Source organism: Citrobacter sp. T1.2D-1 (assembly GCF_950098555.1).
Lineage (GTDB): Bacteria > Pseudomonadota > Gammaproteobacteria > Enterobacterales > Enterobacteriaceae > Citrobacter_A > Citrobacter_A telavivensis.
The window spans coordinates 76,243-94,945 of the sequence record NZ_CATNHH010000045.1; the positions used below are offsets into that span (position 1 = coordinate 76,243).

Sequence of the window (18,703 nt, forward strand, 5' to 3'; positions counted from 1 at the left end):
TTGGCGTCACGATCGTACGGAATGCTTACAGTATGCGCGTGAAAATCTTATCGAAAAGCACCTCGTCGCCGAAGTGAATAAGGCGAGGCGCGAAATCAAAATCGGTTGTACCTAGCCTCGTTCATGTGTTATCACATCGCGAACACTTCTCTATTTTTTTTAATTATGCCAACGCCGATTAATGCCGATTATTTTTTTGAGAAATTAGAGACCAAAACAGGTCTCGATTATATCCTGCGGGCACGGGAAAAAGTGCCAGAAAAGGGGATGTACATAAAACCCCATGTCCATTTCGAACACGAAATTATGTGGTTTCGCAAAGCGAAGGGCAGTTATAGCATTGGTCGGGAGAAGTTCAGGATCGAGAATAACACCTTGATTTATGTAAGCCCGTTGGTCCTGCATGACATGGAGCTGGAATTTACAGGTGACCATGAGCGTTATATCTTACAGTACGATCGGGCGATGCTCAGTAATCTAAAATATCCCCTCCCGGTGCTGGAACCCCATATCGGTGTTGTCACTGGTCTTAACGGAAAGGCTGCTGACAGGCTGGATTTCATTTTCAGATGGTTTTCAGACGTTAATGAAGACGAGCACACGGAAAATGAGATTAGGCCGCTGCTTATTCTCTTGTTGAATACGGTACTTCAGCACGCGATAACATCTGAGAAAATTTCATCTGAAACGGATAGTCAGTCAATATTTAGCATGATAATTAACTTTGTCATTGCGATAGAAACAGGGACATCCTTTAATATCAGTCTGAGCGAGGCGGCTGGTGCTGTTGGGCTGTCGCCTGGCCATTTCTCCAGAGTGTTTAAAAAGGTCATGCAGGTCAGTTTTAAAGAGTATTTACTGCGCAAGAAAATCGCGATGTCGGTCCAGCTGTTGCGTAATACCGACCTGAGTATCACTGACATTGCTTATAAATGTGAATTTACGGATGCCGCTTACTATTGCTATCAGTTTCGGCGATTTATCGGCGTTACGCCGAAAAAATTCAGAACCAGCAACCTCACCTCTGAGCAGCTTAAAATCAACGAAAATATCTCCATCTAGCCCCTTGTCCGTTGACGACCGGATTAACACGGCGAATGATTATCATTGATAACGATTCTTTGGCTCTGCACGCTTCTAAATAAATCATGCGACGAGTCAATCGCAGACAGTTCTTGCTGAAAATGTGATCGACACGTAGCGCCTGGCGCAAAAAAATTATATAAATGGCCAGTTTATCTACATTTTTTATCCCCTGTTGCACTTATCTTTTATATTGAGGCCGGCCCTGAATTTTTAAAATTCTTGATCCTCTCAGGTAAAAGGTATTTCTATGAATAAGTCAGGCGTCAAAGAAAAAATAGGTTACGGATTAGGCGATGGTGCGTCCAATATTATCTGGCAAACCATTATGCTGTTTATGGCCTATTTTTATACAGATATCTATGGATTAAGCGCTTTTCATATGGGGACAATGTTTCTCGTTGTCCGGGCTTTTGATGCCGTTGCTGATGTTTATATTGGTTATCTTGCCGATCATACCAAAACAAAGTATGGTCAGTTCAGACCTTACTTGCTTTGGTTTTCGCTTCCGTTCGGTATTTTTGGTGCATTGACATTTTATACGCCTGATTTTGGTGAGACGGGCAGGATTATTTATGCATATGTTTCTTATACTGCATTATCCCTTTTTTACTCTCTCGTCAATGTTCCTTACTGTGCATTAATCAACAATATTTCAAAGGATGCAAAAGAGCGTGTTTCAATGCAATCGTACCGTTTTGCCTTTGCGGCGTTAGGCGGCATTATTGTGTCGGTTGTCGCGCTACCGTTAACCAAGATACTGGGCGCAGGCGATCTACAGAAAGGTTATTTTCTTGCCATGGTCATCATGGGAGGAATGAGTACCCTCATGTTCTTTCTCTGCTTTGCGATGACCAAAGAGCACTATGTTAAAGAAGTGGATAAAAGTCATAACCTGCGGGGAATATATCAGGAGCTGCTTATTATTATTAACGATTTCAACTGGCGCTGTATCTTTTCGCTTAATATCGCCAGTCTGATTGCAGGTATTTTAAAAACGGGTGGGGCGATCTATTTTGTCAGTTACTATATGAAAAGGCCTGATTTAGTCAGCACGGTACTGGTTATTATTCTTTGCACACGGTTTGTGGGGGCCATGTCCACCACCTTACTGTATAAAAATTTTGATCGGGTACTCGCCTACAAACTGACATTAGTGATACAGGCTGTCATTCTGACCGCACTTTTTGCCGTCCCTGCGGAGTCTGTCGCGTTGATTTGCAGCGTCATCTGCCTGATCCATTTTATTGACTCAAGCTCAGCCCCTTTGCAATGGAGTCTGTTGAGCGACATTATTGATAATGTTGAAAAAAAATCAAATAATTCATTAAGTGGGCTGGTTTTTTCCACCAATCTCTTTGCCATTAAAATTGGTATTGCCGTTGGCGGAGCCATTATCGGCTGGCTGTTGACCTTTGGGGGCTATGTCGGGAACGCCGCGATGCAAACAGACCCCGCCATTATGACGGTGCGCCTCATTTTTACGATTATCCCGGCAGTTTTTGTCTTGATCATGTTTTTTATTATGCAGCGCTATCGTTCATATGATGTGTAAGCACCGTGACATCATTCAGTCAGTATAACGTAAATTCATTTTTGTCTTTCAGGACGTGTCTATGACCACAATGACCAACCCGATTATTCCAGGCTTTAATCCTGATCCTTCCATCATCAGAGTTGGCGATGCCTATTATTTAGCGACGTCAACCTTTGAATGGTTCCCCGGCGTCTGTCTGTATAAATCCTGGGATCTCAAGAACTGGCGTCTTATTTCTTATCCGTTGAATCGGAGAAGCCAGCTCGACATGATAGGTAACCCGGACTCTGGCGGAATATATGCACCCTGTTTGAGCTACGATGCTGACAGATTCTATCTTATCTACACCGACGTTAAAAATGTGAGCGGACGTTTTTGGGATACCAATAACTATATGGTGACCACTGAAGATATTGAGGGCGAGTGGTCTGAGCCAACGTATCTCAATAGCCGGGGAATTGATCCTTCTCTCTTTCATCATAGCGATGGGACCAAGTGGCTAGTGAGTATGGAAATGAGCTATATGGATGGTGGGGAGGCCGGGTTTCCCAAATGGAATGGTATTATTATTCAGCAGTATGACGAAAAGAATAATACGCTAACGGGAGAATGCCGGAAAATATACGCCGGAACCTCGCTTGGGATCACCGAAGGACCGCATCTGTATGAATATAACGGCTGGTACTATCTGCTGGTTGCGGAAGGCGGCACCTTTTATAACCATAGCGTGACCGTGGCACGTTCAAAACATCTGTTTGGCCCCTATGAAACCGATCCTATCGGTCAAATGATGACATCACGTTTCGATTGTCGCCTGCCGTTACAGCGCGTCGGACATGCCGATCTCATTGAAAACAGCCTGGGTGAATGGTTTATCGTGCATTTATGCGGTCGGCCATTACCCTCCAAAGGCCGCAGTCCGATGGGGCGTGAAACGGCGATTCAGCAGGTTTACTGGAATGACGAGGGCTGGCTGCGGTTGGCAAATAATACCGTTGCGCCTGATTTGACGGTACAAACGTCACTGAGAGAATTCCCCTGGCCTGCGCTCCCTGAAAAAGATGATTTTGATACGCCCATTCTGCCGCTTCAATATCAGTCGTTGCGCATCCCTTTAAGTGAAGAGATGTGTACGCTGAAAGAAAGAAGAGGTTGGTTACGACTGCGCGGTCGTGAATCGCTCAGTTCACATCACTATCAGAGTTTACTGGCAAGAAGACAAACCGATTTCGTCTTCACCGCACAGACCTGCGTAGATTTTCATCCACATTCATTTCAGCAAATGGCGGGATTAGTCTGTTTTTACGACACGACAAATTATATTTATTTACATATTTCCTGCAGTGAAAAGGGGGAGAGGACGGTTAATTTGATGATTAACGACCTTAACAGATTCTCACTACCGACCGGGGAAGGGATTAACATTCCCCGTGATGGCGTGGTGTATCTTAAAGTCTGTGTGAGAGACGATGCCGCCAACTTCTATTATTCGTTAGATGAGCGCACGTGGTTTCCCGTGGGTGATCATGTGGAATACAGTAAGCTCTCTGATGAGTATTTTAAAGAAAGAGGCATTGAACGCTTCACTGGGGCTTTTGTCGGGATGTGCTGCCAGGATTTCACCGGTGAGCGCATTTATGCCGATTTTGATTATTTCCTCTATTCGGCAAATTAATCATTAGCACATTGAGGGGATGAAAGTGATGATCCCCTCGGATTATCCCTCATGAGAAACGGATTAACCGGCACCGATATTTCTACGCATTATTAGATTCAGAATTATCGCGCACGCCACACTGTATTAATCTCACGTCTAATCATATAGTGCCATGCAGTACATGTTTATCAGCTTAAGGAGAAGATGATGAAACGTATCGATTTGCACATGCATTCGCAATACAGCGATGATGCGGATTTCCCCGTTAGCGACCTGCTGAGCATGGCGAAAGCGGCGAACCTGGCGGCGGTGGCAATCACCGATCACAACTCAGCGCGATCCGTTGAAGAGGCCATTCGCTATGGCAATGAAAACGGTGTTAGCGTGATGACGGGCATTGAAATTGATTGCTCGTTTGCGGGCAATAACTATCATCTGCTGGGCTACGGTTTTCGTCGTGATAGCCGGGATTTTGACGCCATCGAGCAGAATTTTCACCATCTGGAAAGTGTCGCGACGCCGCTGAAACTGGCGAAGCTTCGGGCGCTCGGGTTCCAGCTTGACGTCAATCGCCTGTATATCATGGCGGGCGATCGCGTTCCGCAGGAAGAGCAGATGGCAGAGTTGATTTTAGAGGATGCGCGCAATGCGAATCATGAGCTGCTGGTGCCGTACCGGGCCGGAAACCCTCGCAGCGACATGCCGCTGATTAATTTCTTCTGGGATTTTTTTGGCCGCGACAAACCGTGCCATGTGAAGGTTGATCTGCCACCAATGGCAGAGATGGCGTCGATCATTATCGATAACGGAGGCATTCCGGTGATTGCGCATATCGGTGCCAACGTAAAGGAAAAGCATCTGTCGGTGATTGAGCAAATGCTGCCGCTCGGTGTGCAGGGCGTGGAGGTATTCTCCAGCTATCATGATGAGGCGCTTTGTCGCGAACTTTATCAGTTCACGCTGGATAAAACGCTGTTGGCAACCAGCGGTAGCGATTTCCACGGTAAAAACAAACCCAACATCAAAATGGGCAGCAGCCAGCCATGGGCTGAAGCACTGCCGAAAACCCTTGAAATTCTTGACAAGGTGACGCTTTATTAGCGACGGACAAGCCCGGTGTTTCTCTTTTTTGATTGCCGTACTAACCGATCTCATGCATAAGAGAAGGCCGCAAAAACGCTGCGGCCCCGGGTGTCAGGCTGCCAGCTCAGGCATTTTCTCCTTCACAAAATTTAAAACTTTCTCTGCGTCCAGCGACGCATAGGGCAAACTTTCAATAATGGCGATTGGACGCGTGTTTCCGACAATGTCATAAATCTCAGAAAGCTTGTATTGAATATGCGGCGCAATGAGAAAACCGTCGAAAGCGGGAGCGACACTGGCGAAATTATCCAGTCCCACTGCGCTAATCATGAGAGGATTGCCGCTGCTTTCTGCCAGTACATGCATCTTTTTGGCAAGTGAATTTGCCGTATTCCCGAACAAACAACATATCAGAAGCTTTTTCATGTTTTTGACCTCCTGAAAACGGTTCATAGAATAGGTCTGGTCATGCTCAAAAAATGAGCGCCACATCTTATTTGCATCATAAATATATTCCAGAGTGGGCTGCGCAGCGCTGAAGTCTTTTCCACCGTCCAGGATGTGTTGACTACACTTAAGCGAGTCTGCATTCCTGACGGCTTCTGGATTCATGAATCAGGCTCATAAGGCCATGCCAGTGGATATCCTTAACGTCTCTTCGTCTTAGCGTTATTCTGCGCTAACTCATCGGCGCGTGATGAAAACGAGGCTCACGCACTGTTTCATTTCCCTTCACGCCACATGACCCATCATCCGGAGAAAATTCATGACGCTTAATGTAAAAGGTTACGCCGCGTTTGCTGCGAAAGAAGATTTAGCTCCTCATCATTTTGTTCGCCGCGATCCGCGTGACAACGATGTGGTTATCGAGATTTTGTATAGCGGTGTCTGTCACTCGGACATTCATAATGCGTTCAACGACTGGGGCGGCGCAAAATACCCGATGGTGCCGGGCCATGAGATCATTGGTCGCATTACGCATGTGGGCAAAGCCGTGACGAAATTCCGCGTCGGCGATTACGCCGGCGTGGGCTGTATGGTTGATTCCTGTCAGCATTGCAAACCTTGTGCGCAAGGGCTGGAACAGTATTGCGAAGAAGGAAGCACGCTGACCTACAACGATATTGATCGGCACGATCATATGCCGACCTACGGCGGCTATTCCGATAAGATCGTGGTGACGGAAAAGTTCGTCATCAAAATTCCCGAAACGTTGGATCTGAAAGGCGCAGCGCCGCTGCTTTGTGCCGGAATTACTACCTGGTCGCCGCTTCGCCACTGGAAGGTGGGGCCGGGCAGTCAGGTTGCGGTGGTGGGATTGGGCGGTCTGGGCCATATGGCGATTAAACTGGCGAAAGCGCTGGGGGCGGAGGTGACCTTGTTCAGCCGCTCCCCAAACAAAGAGGCGGATGCCCGTCGGCTGGGCGCTGCGCATATTGTGATTTCAACCGATGAAAAGCAAATGCAGGGCGTCTATAACCAGTTTGATTTAATTATTGATACCGTTCCGTATGTTCACGATCTTAAACCCTATATCCCTACGCTGGCGCTGAATGGCACCCTCGTACTGGTGGGGTATCTGGGTGATTTGGATCCGGTATTGAACAGTACGCCGCTGATCCTGGGTCGGAAATCGGTGGCAGGATCGGTCATCGGCGGCATTGCCGAAACGCAGGAGATGATCGATTTCTGTGCCGAGCACCAGATCACGTCGGATATTGAACTCATTGCTATCCAGGATATTAACGTCGCCTGGCAGCGAATGCTGAAGAGCGATGTGAAATATCGCTTCGTTATTGATATCGCCTCGCTGAACGCGTGACAAAAATGGCGGTACGCGGTACCGCCTGTTTGATTATTCACGCCGTTGATCGACGCATCAGTCGTTGTCGGGTTTCATTGTCAATAAAGCTGGCTTCCAGTGCGTGTTCGTTACAGCGATAGAAATTCGCCTGGGGAGCCACCTTGCGTAAGAAATGAGCAAGATCGCCGCACTTCGTCGTGGCAATAAAGATCCTGGTAAAGTCATCCAGCGTGATTCCTGGGCAAATTTGTTTTATATAATGAAAGCTCAGGCAGGTATCCAGGTGAACATGAAGTTCGACCTTCTTAATATTTTTCGGGGAGAATGTCATCAGAATACCTCGCATCCATTACGACAATAAGGAATAAAGCTTTTGCTTGAACATGCCCGATTTTATGCGGGTGATAATTGTGGCATTGACGGGCAGACCGGTCAGTTGCGTCGAATCGATAACGAAGTGTCCGTAGGATTTATCATTTTTGTATTCGATCCACGTATGAGCCTCAAAAGAGGAATCAATAATTTCCGGGTACAGCGCCACTGCCATCGTGGTGGGATCGGGCAAATCGAAGCCGATTTTGTTCATACGACTTGCATTGAACGCCATTAGCGTCTTGTTGCAGCGAACGGAAAATCGGCCTAACTCGCTGAGCTCATTTAAAAACACAATATCTTCCTGATTGATAAAAGCCTCGCCCATACCAATTTCCCAGCCTACCACGGTTAACGGCAGTCCCGATTCAAGCACCAGGTGTACCGCTTCGGCATCCACGTAGAAATTAAACTCCGCTAAAGGGGTGATATTGCCAGGGGTGAGTCCGGCACCGCCCATCACATAAACATGTTTTATTTTCTGCACCAGTTCAGGCTCTTTTAAAATCGCCATAGCGAGATTGGTCAAAGGGCCCAGCGTGACAATTTCCAACTGACCATCAAAGCGGGAGGCAAATTCAATGATCGCATCGACGGCATGCATTTTTTCAACCCTCAAAGAGGGCTCGGGGAGTGCCATATCACCCATCCCATCCTCACCATGAATATGGTGCGAGTAATAACGTTCCCGGAACAGAGGTTTTGTCATGCCCGCGTAAACAGGAGGAAAGTAAGTATCGCTTTTCTCCACGCAGATCAGTGCATTTTTGACACACTGGGGTAAGGGGCAATTACCCGCAACGGTGGTAATCGCTTCAACCTGAATATGAGAGGCTCTTAATGCCATCAAAAGGGCTACCGCATCGTCAGAAGCGGTGTCGGTATCTATCAGAAAATGTCTCATCGCAGTTACTCCGTTTATTATGTCCAGTAACGTTAAAATGCGCAGAGTTGGCGATAACAAAAAGGACATATGTCCTTTTTGTTATCGCCGCGTTCATTTTATTGTGCTATCCCATGAAAGGGAGACAGGAAAAGGGCGGAGGGGAAGATGAAAAATATCAGCGACAGTGCCTTAAAAGAGCGATTTATTTTAGCGCACGGGTTATCTGCTGTACTCAACGCTTCGCTGTTAGCCGCATTGCGTCTGATTAAAATTGACGCCGGGGAATATCTGACGACGCAAAGTACGTATTTGACACATCTCTTTTTCCTGGTTGACGGTAAGCTGCAAGTCGAACGCCAGAATTCAAACGGGACTCATGGGGTCTATTCTTTTGAAACCGCTTTTTCGGTGATCGGTGAACTCGAACTTTTCTCAACAAAACAAAGTAAAGTCCTCAGTGCCGTCCAGGCATTATCGGACTCTCTGTTACTTTCCCTTCCGGTTGAGGCAGTAAGAGAGAACGCGATGCGCGATCCCGCTTTTCTTCTTTTTATGTGTCAGAATTTAAGTCATAAGTTACTTAATACTTCACTGCTGCATTCGGTTGGTGCGATTTCGGTGGAATCTAAATTGCGTCAATTCTTATTATTCAAAACGCAAAGCGAAGGCGTAATGATTCAGTTGGAGAACAGGGAGTCGCTCGCCGCCATGTTGGGCGTTTCTGTCAGACAACTCAATCGCGCGCTGATAAAACTTGCGCAGCAGGAGATTATCCAATACAAAAATAAATCCCTGAGGATTATCAATCCTGTCCGCTTATCCGATTTTCCTGCCGACAAAATCTGAACCGGGACTGGGGAACATATTCCCGAAAGCATGAGATAATGCTCTCGCTGTGAAGGAAGGCTGGAATGCTATTTCAGCCAATATACACATTACGATGAGATCAACGGATGAATCTTCTTGAACTGACTCTCCTGAGTGGACAATACGACGGTCATGAAACGGGCGGCAAGATCCCGTGGAACGATCCAGACTTCAGTCGCAGAATGCTGGAAAACCACTTGTCTCAGGAGCACGACTGGGCCAGTCGTAAACTTTCGGTCATCGAGCAACAGGTCGACTGGATCGCCCGTCAACTTCCCGTGGGCGCAAAGATCCTTGATCTGGGATGTGGACCCGGCTTTTACACCCAACGTCTCGCACAGCGCGGGTTTGATTGCACCGGCGTTGACTTTTCTCCGGCCTCTGTTCAGTGGGCGCGGGAACAGGCGCAAAGCGCAGGACTGAACATTGATTATCAGGAACAGGACGTCCGCGATTACCTGCCGGGTGATGCTTTTGATTTTATCATGATGACTTTCGGTGAAATCAATGTCTTTAGCATCGAGGATGCGCAACGACTGGTGGCACGCTGCGCGGCCTGGCTGAAGCCGGGAGGCGCTCTGCTGATTGAAGTACATACTTTTGACGAAGTCAAAAGGCAGGGGACGGCACAACCGTCCTGGCAGCGCTGTTCGCAGGGGCTGTTTCTCGCCGAACCACATCTGTTGCTGAGCGAAAATAGCTGGAATGAGGAAATGCAAACCAGCACCACGACGTTCTGGGCACTCAAGGCCGACGCCAGCGTCGTGCATTTTAGCAGCCAGACGCGTGCCTGGCGGGACGAAGAGTATCTGCAGTTGCTGGCGCAGTGCGGTTTTCACACCACAACCCGCATTGCCGCTGACGACTGGCCGGTCAGTGAAACCTTTGCCGGGAAGCTCTATGCTTTGATGGCCCGTCGCGAAATGGCGTAAACGGTAATTTATCCGTTCTGCGACCAGAGAAATCGGATGCCCGATGGCTTACGCTGTCGGGCTTTTTTTAGACCGGGGAGCCTTACAATGCGGGGAGTGATTCACTATCATGCCTGAATCCCGCTACCTGTCAGGATCCGCCCATGCTTAAAGAAAACTTCAACGAACTGCAGATCTTTCTGGTTGTAGCCAGAGAGCGGAGTTTTACCAAAGCCGCTGCGAAGATTGGTGTTTCACAATCGGCCCTCAGCCATGCCATAAAAGCGCTGGAGGAGCGTTTGAACCTGCGGCTTTTGACCCGTACCACCCGCAGCGTGGCACCAACCGCTGCTGGCGAGAGAATCATCGCCTGTCTTGAACCCCGTATCGCAGACCTTGAACAGGAACTGGAAGCACTCATTCAGCTAAACGGGACGACCTCGGGTCATATCCGTTTGTCAGCCGGGGAACACGCGACGCGCAGTTTGCTGTGGCCGAGGCTGAAACCTTTTCTCAAAGCCTGGCCGCAAATCAGCGTCGAGCTGGTGGTCGATAACGGTTTTGTGGATATCGTAGAAGGTCGTTTTGACGCCGGGGTGCGTCTGGGCGAAAGCGTTGATAAAGATATGGTCGCGGTAAAAATCGGCCCGGATATGCGCATGGCGGTAGTGGGGTCGCCAGACTATTTTGCTGAGCGTCCCGTGCCTGAAACGCCGCATGAATTGCAGAACCACCGGTGTATCAATATGCGTCTGCCTACCGCGGGCGGTCTGTACCACTGGGAATTTGAGCGGGACGGCAAGCCGCTGCGAGTCAGGGTGGACGGACAGTTGACGTTAAACCTGCTCACCGAACGCGTCGATGCCGCACTGTCCGGGTTTGGCCTCACCTGCGTGCCGGAGGATTCTGTCGAAGAGTACGTCAAATCCGGCGCGCTGGTGCAGGTTTTGCAGTCATGGTGTCCTGAATTTCCGGGCTACTATCTTTACTACCCCAGCCGCAAACAGCATCCACCCGCCTTTGCGCGCCTGATCGAGGCATTGCGCTACCCCTGAGTCGTCAGGGGAGCTGGGCGTACGCTTCCTCACTGACCGGCTCCAGCCATTCGTTTGAAGACCCTTGTGCGGGCACCTCGACGGCAAGATGGGCAAACCAACTGTCTGCCGCCGCGCCATGCCAGTGTTTTACGCCGGGCGGAATATTCACGACGTCTCCGGCGACCAGAGGCTGTGCCGGTTTATCCCACTCCTGATACCAGCCTCGCCCGCCGGTCACCAGCAGAATTTGTCCCCCCTTGTGGTGGATATGCCAGTGATTGCGACAGCCGGGTTCAAACACCACGTTGCCAATATTGACACCCTGCGTGGACAGCATATTCAGGTAGCTGGTCCCCTGAAAATATTGCGCATACGCTTCGTTTTTCGGCCCTTTCGGGAAAATGCCATTACCTTCAAATGGTGCGTTCATGATTTCTCCGGGGTTATCAGGTTGGCGGTCAGCGCCATTACGGCGCTGACAACGGTAATCATCGTCATCCGTTGGGACAGGAAGAATGAGATGCAGTGTAGCGTTTTCTCACCCGGAGATAATGGTCGCCAGCGGGATAACCGCTATGAATATCATTCATAAATCTCAGTCAGGAAAAAAAGACAGAAAGATATGGGGCGATCATTTTCGTGCTTTTGGGGATGGTATTTAAAGGTAACGCATTGTTTATTAATGAATTGATAAGGGATAATTTGCAGGCTTTTAAAGTCAATCATTATCCTTTCCGATCAAACATAAAATCTACAAAACTAGACATCTATCGAGTTTTCATCTTAAAGTCCCGGGGCTGGCACTAGACAAAACTGTCTTATGGTTATCAAATGGTTAAATAATATTTCACTGGATGTGAATGATCGGCCAGATATATGAATGGTCGGCGGGTAATTCAGTGGCTACAAGCAAGACAACACACCATTTCGGGAGAAATTATGCATTCCTCTGTTAATAAAAACGAAAGCCGAACGTTCTTCGGCCATCCTTATCCGCTGGGTTCACTGTTCTTCACGGAGATGTGGGAGCGGTTTTCATTTTACGGTATTCGTCCGTTACTGATCCTGTTCATGGCCGCGACCGTCTACGATGGCGGCATGGGACTGGCGCGTGAAAATGCGTCCGCGATTGTCGGTATTTTTGCTGGCAGCATGTACCTGGCGGCGCTTCCGGGTGGCTGGCTGGCGGATAACTGGCTCGGGCAACAGCGCGCGGTGTGGTACGGTTCGATCCTGATCGCGCTCGGCCATCTGTCTATTGCCCTGTCGGCCTGGATGGGTGACAACCTGTTCTTCATCGGCCTGATGTTTATCGTACTGGGGTCGGGTCTGTTCAAAACCTGTATCTCCGTCATGGTGGGCACTCTTTACAAGAAAGGCGATGCCCGCCGCGACGGCGGTTTCTCGCTGTTCTACATGGGCATTAACATGGGGTCATTCATCGCCCCGCTGATCTCCGGCTGGTTGATCAAATCTCACGGTTGGCACTGGGGCTTTGGTATCGGCGGGATCGGGATGTTGGTCGCGCTGGTTATCTTCCGCGTGTTTGCCGTACCTTCCATGAAACGCTACGACAGCGAAGTGGGGCTTGATTCGACCTGGAACAGTCCGGTGGCGAAGAAAAACGGCGTGGGTGGCTGGTTGCTGGCGCTGAGCGTCGGCGTGGCTATTATCGTGACGCTGATAGCCCAGGGGGTGATCGTCATTAATCCGGTCGCCGTTGCCAGCATGCTGGTCTACGTCATTGCCGCTTCTGTGGCGCTTTACTTTATCTACCTGTTCGTGTTTGCGGGTCTGACACGCAAAGAGCGCGCCAGACTGCTGGTTTGCTTTATTCTGCTGGTTTCTGCGGCTTTCTTCTGGTCTGCATTTGAACAGAAACCGACCTCGTTCAACCTGTTCGCGAACGACTATACCAACCGCATGATCGGTGATTTCGAAATTCCTGCCGTCTGGTTCCAGTCGATCAACGCCCTGTTCATTATCCTGCTGGCACCGGTCTTCAGCTGGGCATGGCCGGCGCTGGCGCGCAAAAACGTGCGCCTGAGCAGTATCACCAAGTTTGTTATCGGTATTCTGTGCGCGGCGGCGGGCTTTGGCCTGATGATGATGGCGGCGCAGAACGTGCTGAGCAACGGTGGGGCGGGCGTGTCGCCGTTCTGGCTGGTAGGCAGCATTCTGATGCTGACGTTGGGTGAGCTGTGTCTGAGCCCGATTGGTCTGGCGACCATGACGCTGTTAGCGCCAGAAAGAATGCGGGGTCAGATGATGGGCCTGTGGTTCTGCGCCAGCGCATTGGGTAACCTGGCGGCGGGTCTGATTGGTGGGCACGTCAAGGCTGACCAATTGGATATGCTGCCCGACCTTTTCGCCCGCTGCTCCATAGCGCTGCTGATTTGTGCCGCTGTGCTTATCGTATTAATTGTTCCGGTTCGTCGCATGCTGGAAAATGCGCAGGTGAAAACTGAGCAGAAACCCGCCATCAATGGCTGATCGATAATTATCCGTCTCTCACTCCGCCGGCGTTAAATACGCCGGTTTTTTTCACAATAAGTAAACATTCACCCTCGCCATCCTCAATAATCCATGTGATTATTTCTTATATTATTTAAGGATCTCATCGCTTGCTCTTTTTGTGGTGTAATATTCTAAATTTAAGATTATTTAAAGCGTTATATGCTGCACTTGCGTTATTTATTAGATTAGCTATCTGAGTCACGCTTAAGACTATTTCATTTGAGAAGATTATATATTGGAGGGAAAATAGCCAAATCGGAAATCATTTGTTTATTAAATGCTACTGACGGGATTATTTCAGCCTTTTTAATTTAAGTGGCGTTTGTCTGTGTCTGTAAAGTCTAAAAAAACAAATATATTCTTTTAAGTAGGGAACGGCTTATTATGAAATACTCTCTGTCTTTCGGGTTTAAACCGAATAAAATCGCATTATTGTTAAGTACTATTCTTTCTGCGTCATCGCTTCCTGTTTATGCGGAAGCGGAACGCATTTCGATTACTGATTCGGTTCCTGTCGACAAACGAACCGTGCAGGTCGCCGATGGTGCTGATGTCTCTTACATTGGCGTCGGGGCGACAGGTGCCAGCGTCACGGTCAACGGTAAAATTGACATGGTCAGCCCGGCAGGCAATACCGGATCGAGCGTGTATGTTTCCGTTGGGGATCTGGATTTAGGTAAAGGTTCATCTATCGATTATTCTACGTTATCCAGTTCTGTCGCCGATGCCGTCAGAGTTTACGGTGGTAGCCTTAAGGCTGAAGATTTAACGATTAAACAGTCTGGCGTACCGACGATTGGTCTTTACGTCAATGACGCGGCGAATGTTGTGTTAACCGGCGACACCCTGTTTGATTTAACGATTACCACCCCGGTCACTGTTTCATCCAGCATTATGTCTTCAGCTATTGTCGCGTATAGAGACTCGACCCTCACTGCGGAAAACATCACCGTGAAATACGCGGATAACAAATCTTCCAGCGACGTGGGGACGACCACCGTGGAAGCGCTGGAACTAAAGGGGCTGAGCACCAGGATCACGGGGAATGTGAATGTTGATTTGCAGTCCACCTCGGCGGTTTACCTGGAAGGGATGAACGTCAGCAGCAATGCCGATATTATGGGTACAACCCAAATCAAGATTACGACGGACGCAGCGGAAGATGGTGTTAAAGGCCTGGTGCTGGAGGATCATCGTGACTCCGTATCGCTGCCAGCCAGAGCGAATATAATCAACTTTAATGATGTCAATATTGATGTCACTGATAACGCAACGGATTACGATTTTGGCTTGATTACCGGGCTGTCGTCGTTGGGGGCACTGTCGGATATTACGATGGATAACCTTAACATTAAGGCGCGGGCGAAAGGTGATGCGACCGTCATTGGCGCACTGTTTCACGGAAGCGAAGAGGCCAGCGTCAGAATCAACAACCTGAATATCGCGGTTTCCGGGGATGATACAACCAATCTGTACGGTATTCAGGGCGTGAGCGTGGAGGACATGACCTTCAATACGCTGAATGTGCAGTCAGAGGGCGGTAACCGGGTTGAACTTGTGCGTAATGCGAATGCTAAAATCCTCGGTGATGTCACGCTGGGAAGTTTGCAGGGTGTGCAGAGTGCGCAGGGTAACTTACTCGCTATCTATGGTTCCATCGATATCAGCAACAACAATAAATTCCAGGCGTGGGGGGATATTCAGTCCGAGAGCAATCACATCGTCAATATTAACACCGGCGATAACTCCTACCTTTACGGCAGCACGAAGAAGGTATCCAGCGGCATTATCGATCTGGCATTCAACGGCAGCCACAGTCGTTGGGATATGACTGGCGACTCCAGCCTGACAAATCTGACGCTGAACAACGCGACGCTGAACTTTATGGCGCCAGTCACGAGTACCAGTCAGCTGACGCGTGCTGCCACAACGTTCAAAACCCTGACCGTGAGCGGTGATTATACCGGGACTAACGGTAACATCGTGATGAACAGCCAACTGGGCGATGATACTTCTCCAACTGACCGCCTGGTTATTGCGGGTAACACCTCCGGCACCACTAACGTGAAGGTATTGAACGCGGGTGGGGCAGGTGGTCTCACGACGGAGGGTATTGAACTGATTAGCGTAGGCGGCAACTCCGACGGTGAGTTCACACAGAGCGGGCGTATTATTGCGGGTGCGTATGATTACACCCTGCAACGTGGCGAAGGCACGCAGGCGAAAAACTGGTTCCTGAGCAGTGCGCTGTCTCCGGAACCGCCAGAGCAGCCAGATCCGGTGGTTCCGGTAACGCCTGTTGACCCGGTTGATCCCGTAGACCCGCAGGATCCGGTCGAACCGCAAGCTCCGGTTCAGCCGCAGTCTCCGACCCCGACGCCGCGTGAACACGCGGTGCGTCCGGAAGCCGGTCTGTACGGTATGAACCTGCAGGCGGCGAATACGATGTTCAACACCCGGTTGCAGGATCGTCTGGGTGAAACCCATTACGTTGACGCACTGACCGGCGAAGACGCGGTCACCAGCCTGTGGCTGCGCAACGTGGGCGGGCATACCCGTCAGCACGACAGCAGCGCCCAGTTGAACCTGCAGGCCAACCGCTATGTCATGCAACTCGGCGGCGATATTGCGCAGTGGTCTTCCGACAACACCGACCGCTACCATCTGGGGGTGATGGCGGGCTATGCCAACCAGAAAGCCCGTGCTGAAAATCAGCGTAACGGCAACCGTGCGCGCAGCGCCATCGACGGTTACAGCATTGGCCTGTACGGCACCTGGCTTCAGGACAACGCGACCCGTGAAGGCGCGTATGTCGATACCTGGGCACAGTACAGCTGGTTTGATAACACCCTTTCCGGCGACGGTGTGGAGTCAGAAGAGTATGACGCTAAAGGTTTCACCGCCTCTGTGGAATCCGGCTACACCTGGAAACTGGCGGACATCAGCGAGCGTAACGCGCTGTACATCCAGCCTAAAGCCCAGGTCACCTGGATGGGCGTGAAGGCCGACGAGCACAAAGAAGTTAACGGTACCCGCGTGGAAGGTAACGGTGATGGCAACATCCAGACCCGCGTCGGCGTGCGTCTGTTCGGCAAGGGTCATAACCCGCTCGACGACGGTAAAGGCCGCACCTTCCAGCCGTTTGTGGAAGCCAACTGGATCCACAACAGCAAAGACTTTGGCGTCTCAATGAATGGTGAAAACGTGGATCTGCAGGGTGCGCGCAATATTGGCGAAGTGAAAGCCGGTGTTGAAGGCCAGTTGACGAAGAACATCGCTCTGTGGGGCAACATCGGTCAGCAGATGGGCGATAAGGGCTACAGCGATACCTCCGCGATGATCGGAATTAAAGCGTCGTTCTGATGTGAATTGCCGGATGGCGGCTGTGCCTTATCCGGCCTACAAGTGGTAAGTGTAGGCCGGATAAGCGCCAGCACCATCCGGCAATCAATAACACTAAAACAACGACTCAACTTCATCCCCGGTAAAGTTCGGTTGCGGCAGACAGGTGTAAGCCCCCAGTAATCCGCACGTATGGAGACGCTACTGATGCCCTGTCCCCTCACTCGGCTGAAGAATAATGCGTCTGGTCCTTCGCCCTGTCATGGTTGTCAGGGTGAGGGAGATTATCGTGCAAAACCATTATTGATACAGATCTGCCCGCTGGTACGCAGGGTAAAGGCGATCGTCTCGGGATAGTGGCTGTAATAGTTATGTTCTTCTGCCAGTCCTTTTTCCTGTGCCAGTTTTACCGTCTCCAGTGAACAGGTACGGTATATTAAATCTTTTTCCATCAGCTTCTGTTTTTCGCGTTGTTGTGCCGGAGAAAGCGCTAACCATTTCTCTGAAAGCGAATAATCGAAGACCACGCGCTGACCTTTGGCCTGAATGTTTTGCGCCGTAATGTAATCATCAATTTTCACGCTGGACTGGCCACGCATTTTTTTCTTTTCTTCTGCTGCTGCATATTTTGCCAGCGCGTCACTGTCCATCCCGGCGATTTTTTCCTTATAGACCGCCACGTAGCCCGCCGGCTGCTGGTAGTGGTTGCTATAGGCTTTACGCATGTCGCTGTCACTCATTGTGCAGCCGGTAAGAATAAGCGGTAATAAAAGGAGTGATTTATTTTTTAACATCGGATTGTTCCCATTTTGCTATTTGATAAATAATAAACCCCATTTCTCTCTGTATTAAATTTATTTAAAAGAGCGTGGTTGTTTTTTTTGATTAATAATGTTTTACAGCAAAGGGAATGACGAAGGCAAATACTGTCCCCTGAAACTACTTTATTTCAGGGGGAGGGGGGTTAGCGATGGGTAATTCCTTCATAGATTAAGCGTAATGCCAGCAGGCCAATAATTGCCCCGATGATTCGACTGGCGACGCGCTGTATTCTGCCGTATGCCCGACGCACGGCTGGCAATGAAAAGGCCTGACTCAGAAAGACGCGCCAGATAACTGAAGAGAGCACAATCCCGGCCCAGGCCATCATCCGCGCCCACATGGGCGTGTCGGCACTCAGCGTCACGGAGAAGATACTGATAAAAAACAGAACGGTTTGTGGATTCGACAGATCGGTCAATAAGCCGCGACGAAAGAACACCGTCCACGGCGCGCTAACGGGTTGCTGAAGCGTCGGCATTTGCGGCGTGGCCTGGTGGCGAATGCTGTTCCAGGCAAACCACAGCAGATACGCGCCGCCGCCAATTTTGATCACCGAGAATACCGCTTCGCACTGGGTAATCAGCGTCGCCATGCCGAACAGTCCCAGCCCGGAATAGATTGCGTCACCTAACGCCACACCCAGACCGGTTAATACGCCTGCGCGTCGTCCGGAGGCCAGACTGGTTTGCACAACCACAAACAGATTGGCGCCTGGGTTAAAGAAGGTTAAGACGAACAGGCTGACGGTGAGGAAAACCGCGTGCAGAGGTTCCATAAACCACATT

Annotated in this window: 15 protein-coding genes and 1 pseudogene; 10 read left to right on the forward strand and 6 right to left on the reverse strand. The window is 49.7% G+C overall.

Annotation, left to right across the window (positions count from 1 at the left end; all coding sequences use genetic code 11):
- Positions 1 to 165: 165 nt before the first annotated feature.
- The 4 genes from QQZ17_RS20150 to QQZ17_RS20165 all read left to right on the forward strand — a co-directional run bounded on the left by QQZ17_RS20150 (position 166) and on the right by QQZ17_RS20165 (position 5,378).
- On the forward strand, positions 166 to 1,062 hold the full coding sequence (locus QQZ17_RS20150; RefSeq protein ID WP_152405744.1) for a helix-turn-helix transcriptional regulator: 897 nt from the start codon (positions 166 to 168) through the stop codon (positions 1,060 to 1,062).
- Positions 1,063 to 1,333: 271 nt separating this feature from the next.
- On the forward strand, positions 1,334 to 2,638 hold the full coding sequence (locus QQZ17_RS20155) for a glycoside-pentoside-hexuronide (GPH):cation symporter (RefSeq protein ID WP_152405743.1): 1,305 nt from the start codon (positions 1,334 to 1,336) through the stop codon (positions 2,636 to 2,638).
- A 61-nt stretch (positions 2,639 to 2,699) separates the two neighbouring features.
- Positions 2,700 to 4,295: a glycoside hydrolase family 43 protein gene (locus QQZ17_RS20160; RefSeq protein WP_152405742.1), complete on the forward strand. Its 1,596-nt coding sequence runs from the start codon at positions 2,700 to 2,702 to the stop codon at positions 4,293 to 4,295.
- A gap of 186 nt (positions 4,296 to 4,481) precedes the next feature.
- Entirely contained in the window at positions 4,482 to 5,378 is an 897-nt protein-coding gene (locus tag QQZ17_RS20165) for a PHP domain-containing protein (protein WP_235922398.1), read from the forward strand.
- A gap of 93 nt (positions 5,379 to 5,471) precedes the next feature.
- Here the strand turns inward: QQZ17_RS20165 and QQZ17_RS20170 are convergent, their stop codons facing one another.
- Positions 5,472 to 5,786, reverse strand: coding sequence for a PTS sugar transporter subunit IIB (locus QQZ17_RS20170; RefSeq protein ID WP_152406387.1), 315 nt, complete (start codon positions 5,784 to 5,786; stop codon positions 5,472 to 5,474).
- 340 nt (positions 5,787 to 6,126) lie between these two features.
- Here QQZ17_RS20170 and QQZ17_RS20175 point away from each other — a divergent pair, with 340 nt between their 5' ends.
- A complete protein-coding gene (locus tag QQZ17_RS20175) occupies positions 6,127 to 7,182 on the forward strand; it encodes an NAD(P)-dependent alcohol dehydrogenase (RefSeq protein WP_152405741.1) in 1,056 nt (351 codons plus the stop codon).
- A gap of 37 nt (positions 7,183 to 7,219) precedes the next feature.
- Here the strand turns inward: QQZ17_RS20175 and QQZ17_RS20180 are convergent, their stop codons facing one another.
- On the reverse strand, positions 7,220 to 7,495 hold the full coding sequence (locus QQZ17_RS20180) for a hypothetical protein (RefSeq protein WP_152405740.1): 276 nt from the start codon (positions 7,493 to 7,495) through the stop codon (positions 7,220 to 7,222).
- 18 nt (positions 7,496 to 7,513) lie between these two features.
- Entirely contained in the window at positions 7,514 to 8,440 is a 927-nt protein-coding gene (locus QQZ17_RS20185) for a nucleoside hydrolase (protein ID WP_152405739.1), read from the reverse strand.
- Between the two features lie 147 nt (positions 8,441 to 8,587).
- On the opposite strand from QQZ17_RS20185, the gene QQZ17_RS20190 reads away from it, so the two are divergent.
- The 3 genes and pseudogenes from QQZ17_RS20190 (at position 8,588) to QQZ17_RS20200 (ending at position 11,255) form a co-directional block, all read left to right on the forward strand.
- The gene (locus tag QQZ17_RS20190; RefSeq protein WP_152405738.1) at positions 8,588 to 9,268 is read left to right on the forward strand and encodes a Crp/Fnr family transcriptional regulator; all 681 of its coding nucleotides are present in this window, start codon (positions 8,588 to 8,590) and stop codon (positions 9,266 to 9,268) included.
- Positions 9,269 to 9,375: 107 nt separating this feature from the next.
- Positions 9,376 to 10,209 (forward strand): annotated as a pseudogene (locus QQZ17_RS20195) (class I SAM-dependent methyltransferase); the annotation flags it as partial.
- A 155-nt stretch (positions 10,210 to 10,364) separates the two neighbouring features.
- Positions 10,365 to 11,255: a LysR family transcriptional regulator gene (locus QQZ17_RS20200; protein ID WP_152405736.1), complete on the forward strand. Its 891-nt coding sequence runs from the start codon at positions 10,365 to 10,367 to the stop codon at positions 11,253 to 11,255.
- Between the two features lie 4 nt (positions 11,256 to 11,259).
- Here QQZ17_RS20200 and QQZ17_RS20205 read toward each other — a convergent pair whose 3' ends face one another.
- A complete protein-coding gene (locus QQZ17_RS20205) occupies positions 11,260 to 11,667 on the reverse strand; it encodes a cupin domain-containing protein (protein WP_152405735.1) in 408 nt (135 codons plus the stop codon).
- 509 nt (positions 11,668 to 12,176) lie between these two features.
- Here QQZ17_RS20205 and QQZ17_RS20210 point away from each other — a divergent pair.
- On the forward strand, positions 12,177 to 13,730 hold the full coding sequence (locus tag QQZ17_RS20210) for a peptide MFS transporter (RefSeq protein WP_152405734.1): 1,554 nt from the start codon (positions 12,177 to 12,179) through the stop codon (positions 13,728 to 13,730).
- 408 nt (positions 13,731 to 14,138) lie between these two features.
- Positions 14,139 to 17,117, forward strand: coding sequence for an autotransporter outer membrane beta-barrel domain-containing protein (locus QQZ17_RS20215; RefSeq protein ID WP_152405733.1), 2,979 nt, complete (start codon positions 14,139 to 14,141; stop codon positions 17,115 to 17,117).
- 263 nt (positions 17,118 to 17,380) lie between these two features.
- On the opposite strand, the gene QQZ17_RS20220 is transcribed toward QQZ17_RS20215, so the two are convergent.
- Both QQZ17_RS20220 and QQZ17_RS20225 read right to left on the reverse strand, forming a co-directional pair.
- Positions 17,381 to 17,836 carry a hypothetical protein gene (locus tag QQZ17_RS20220; RefSeq protein WP_235922397.1) on the reverse strand — a complete coding sequence of 152 codons (456 nt, stop codon included), beginning with the start codon at positions 17,834 to 17,836 and terminating at the stop codon, positions 17,381 to 17,383.
- Positions 17,837 to 18,060: 224 nt separating this feature from the next.
- On the reverse strand, positions 18,061 to 18,693 hold the full coding sequence (locus QQZ17_RS20225; RefSeq protein ID WP_152405731.1) for a LysE family transporter: 633 nt from the start codon (positions 18,691 to 18,693) through the stop codon (positions 18,061 to 18,063).
- Positions 18,694 to 18,703: the final 10 nt, after the last annotated feature.

What these genes read in the sequence shown, in the direction of transcription:
- QQZ17_RS20185 (WP_152405739.1), bottom strand. Translation starts at nt 8,440, where the DNA reads ATGAGACATTTTCTGATAGATACCGACACCGCTTCTGACGATGCGGTA.
- QQZ17_RS20200 (WP_152405736.1), top strand. Translation starts at nt 10,365, where the DNA reads ATGCTTAAAGAAAACTTCAACGAACTGCAGATCTTTCTGGTTGTAGCC.
- QQZ17_RS20225 (WP_152405731.1), bottom strand. Translation starts at nt 18,693, where the DNA reads ATGGAACCTCTGCACGCGGTTTTCCTCACCGTCAGCCTGTTCGTCTTA.
- QQZ17_RS20165 (WP_235922398.1), top strand. Translation starts at nt 4,482, where the DNA reads ATGATGAAACGTATCGATTTGCACATGCATTCGCAATACAGCGATGAT.
- QQZ17_RS20150 (WP_152405744.1), top strand. Translation starts at nt 166, where the DNA reads ATGCCAACGCCGATTAATGCCGATTATTTTTTTGAGAAATTAGAGACC.
- QQZ17_RS20180 (WP_152405740.1), bottom strand. Translation starts at nt 7,495, where the DNA reads ATGACATTCTCCCCGAAAAATATTAAGAAGGTCGAACTTCATGTTCAC.
- QQZ17_RS20190 (WP_152405738.1), top strand. Translation starts at nt 8,588, where the DNA reads ATGAAAAATATCAGCGACAGTGCCTTAAAAGAGCGATTTATTTTAGCG.
- QQZ17_RS20210 (WP_152405734.1), top strand. Translation starts at nt 12,177, where the DNA reads ATGCATTCCTCTGTTAATAAAAACGAAAGCCGAACGTTCTTCGGCCAT.
- QQZ17_RS20155 (WP_152405743.1), top strand. Translation starts at nt 1,334, where the DNA reads ATGAATAAGTCAGGCGTCAAAGAAAAAATAGGTTACGGATTAGGCGAT.
- QQZ17_RS20170 (WP_152406387.1), bottom strand. Translation starts at nt 5,786, where the DNA reads ATGAAAAAGCTTCTGATATGTTGTTTGTTCGGGAATACGGCAAATTCA.
- QQZ17_RS20175 (WP_152405741.1), top strand. Translation starts at nt 6,127, where the DNA reads ATGACGCTTAATGTAAAAGGTTACGCCGCGTTTGCTGCGAAAGAAGAT.
- QQZ17_RS20205 (WP_152405735.1), bottom strand. Translation starts at nt 11,667, where the DNA reads ATGAACGCACCATTTGAAGGTAATGGCATTTTCCCGAAAGGGCCGAAA.
- QQZ17_RS20215 (WP_152405733.1), top strand. Translation starts at nt 14,139, where the DNA reads ATGAAATACTCTCTGTCTTTCGGGTTTAAACCGAATAAAATCGCATTA.
- QQZ17_RS20160 (WP_152405742.1), top strand. Translation starts at nt 2,700, where the DNA reads ATGACCACAATGACCAACCCGATTATTCCAGGCTTTAATCCTGATCCT.
- QQZ17_RS20220 (WP_235922397.1), bottom strand. Translation starts at nt 17,836, where the DNA reads ATGAGTGACAGCGACATGCGTAAAGCCTATAGCAACCACTACCAGCAG.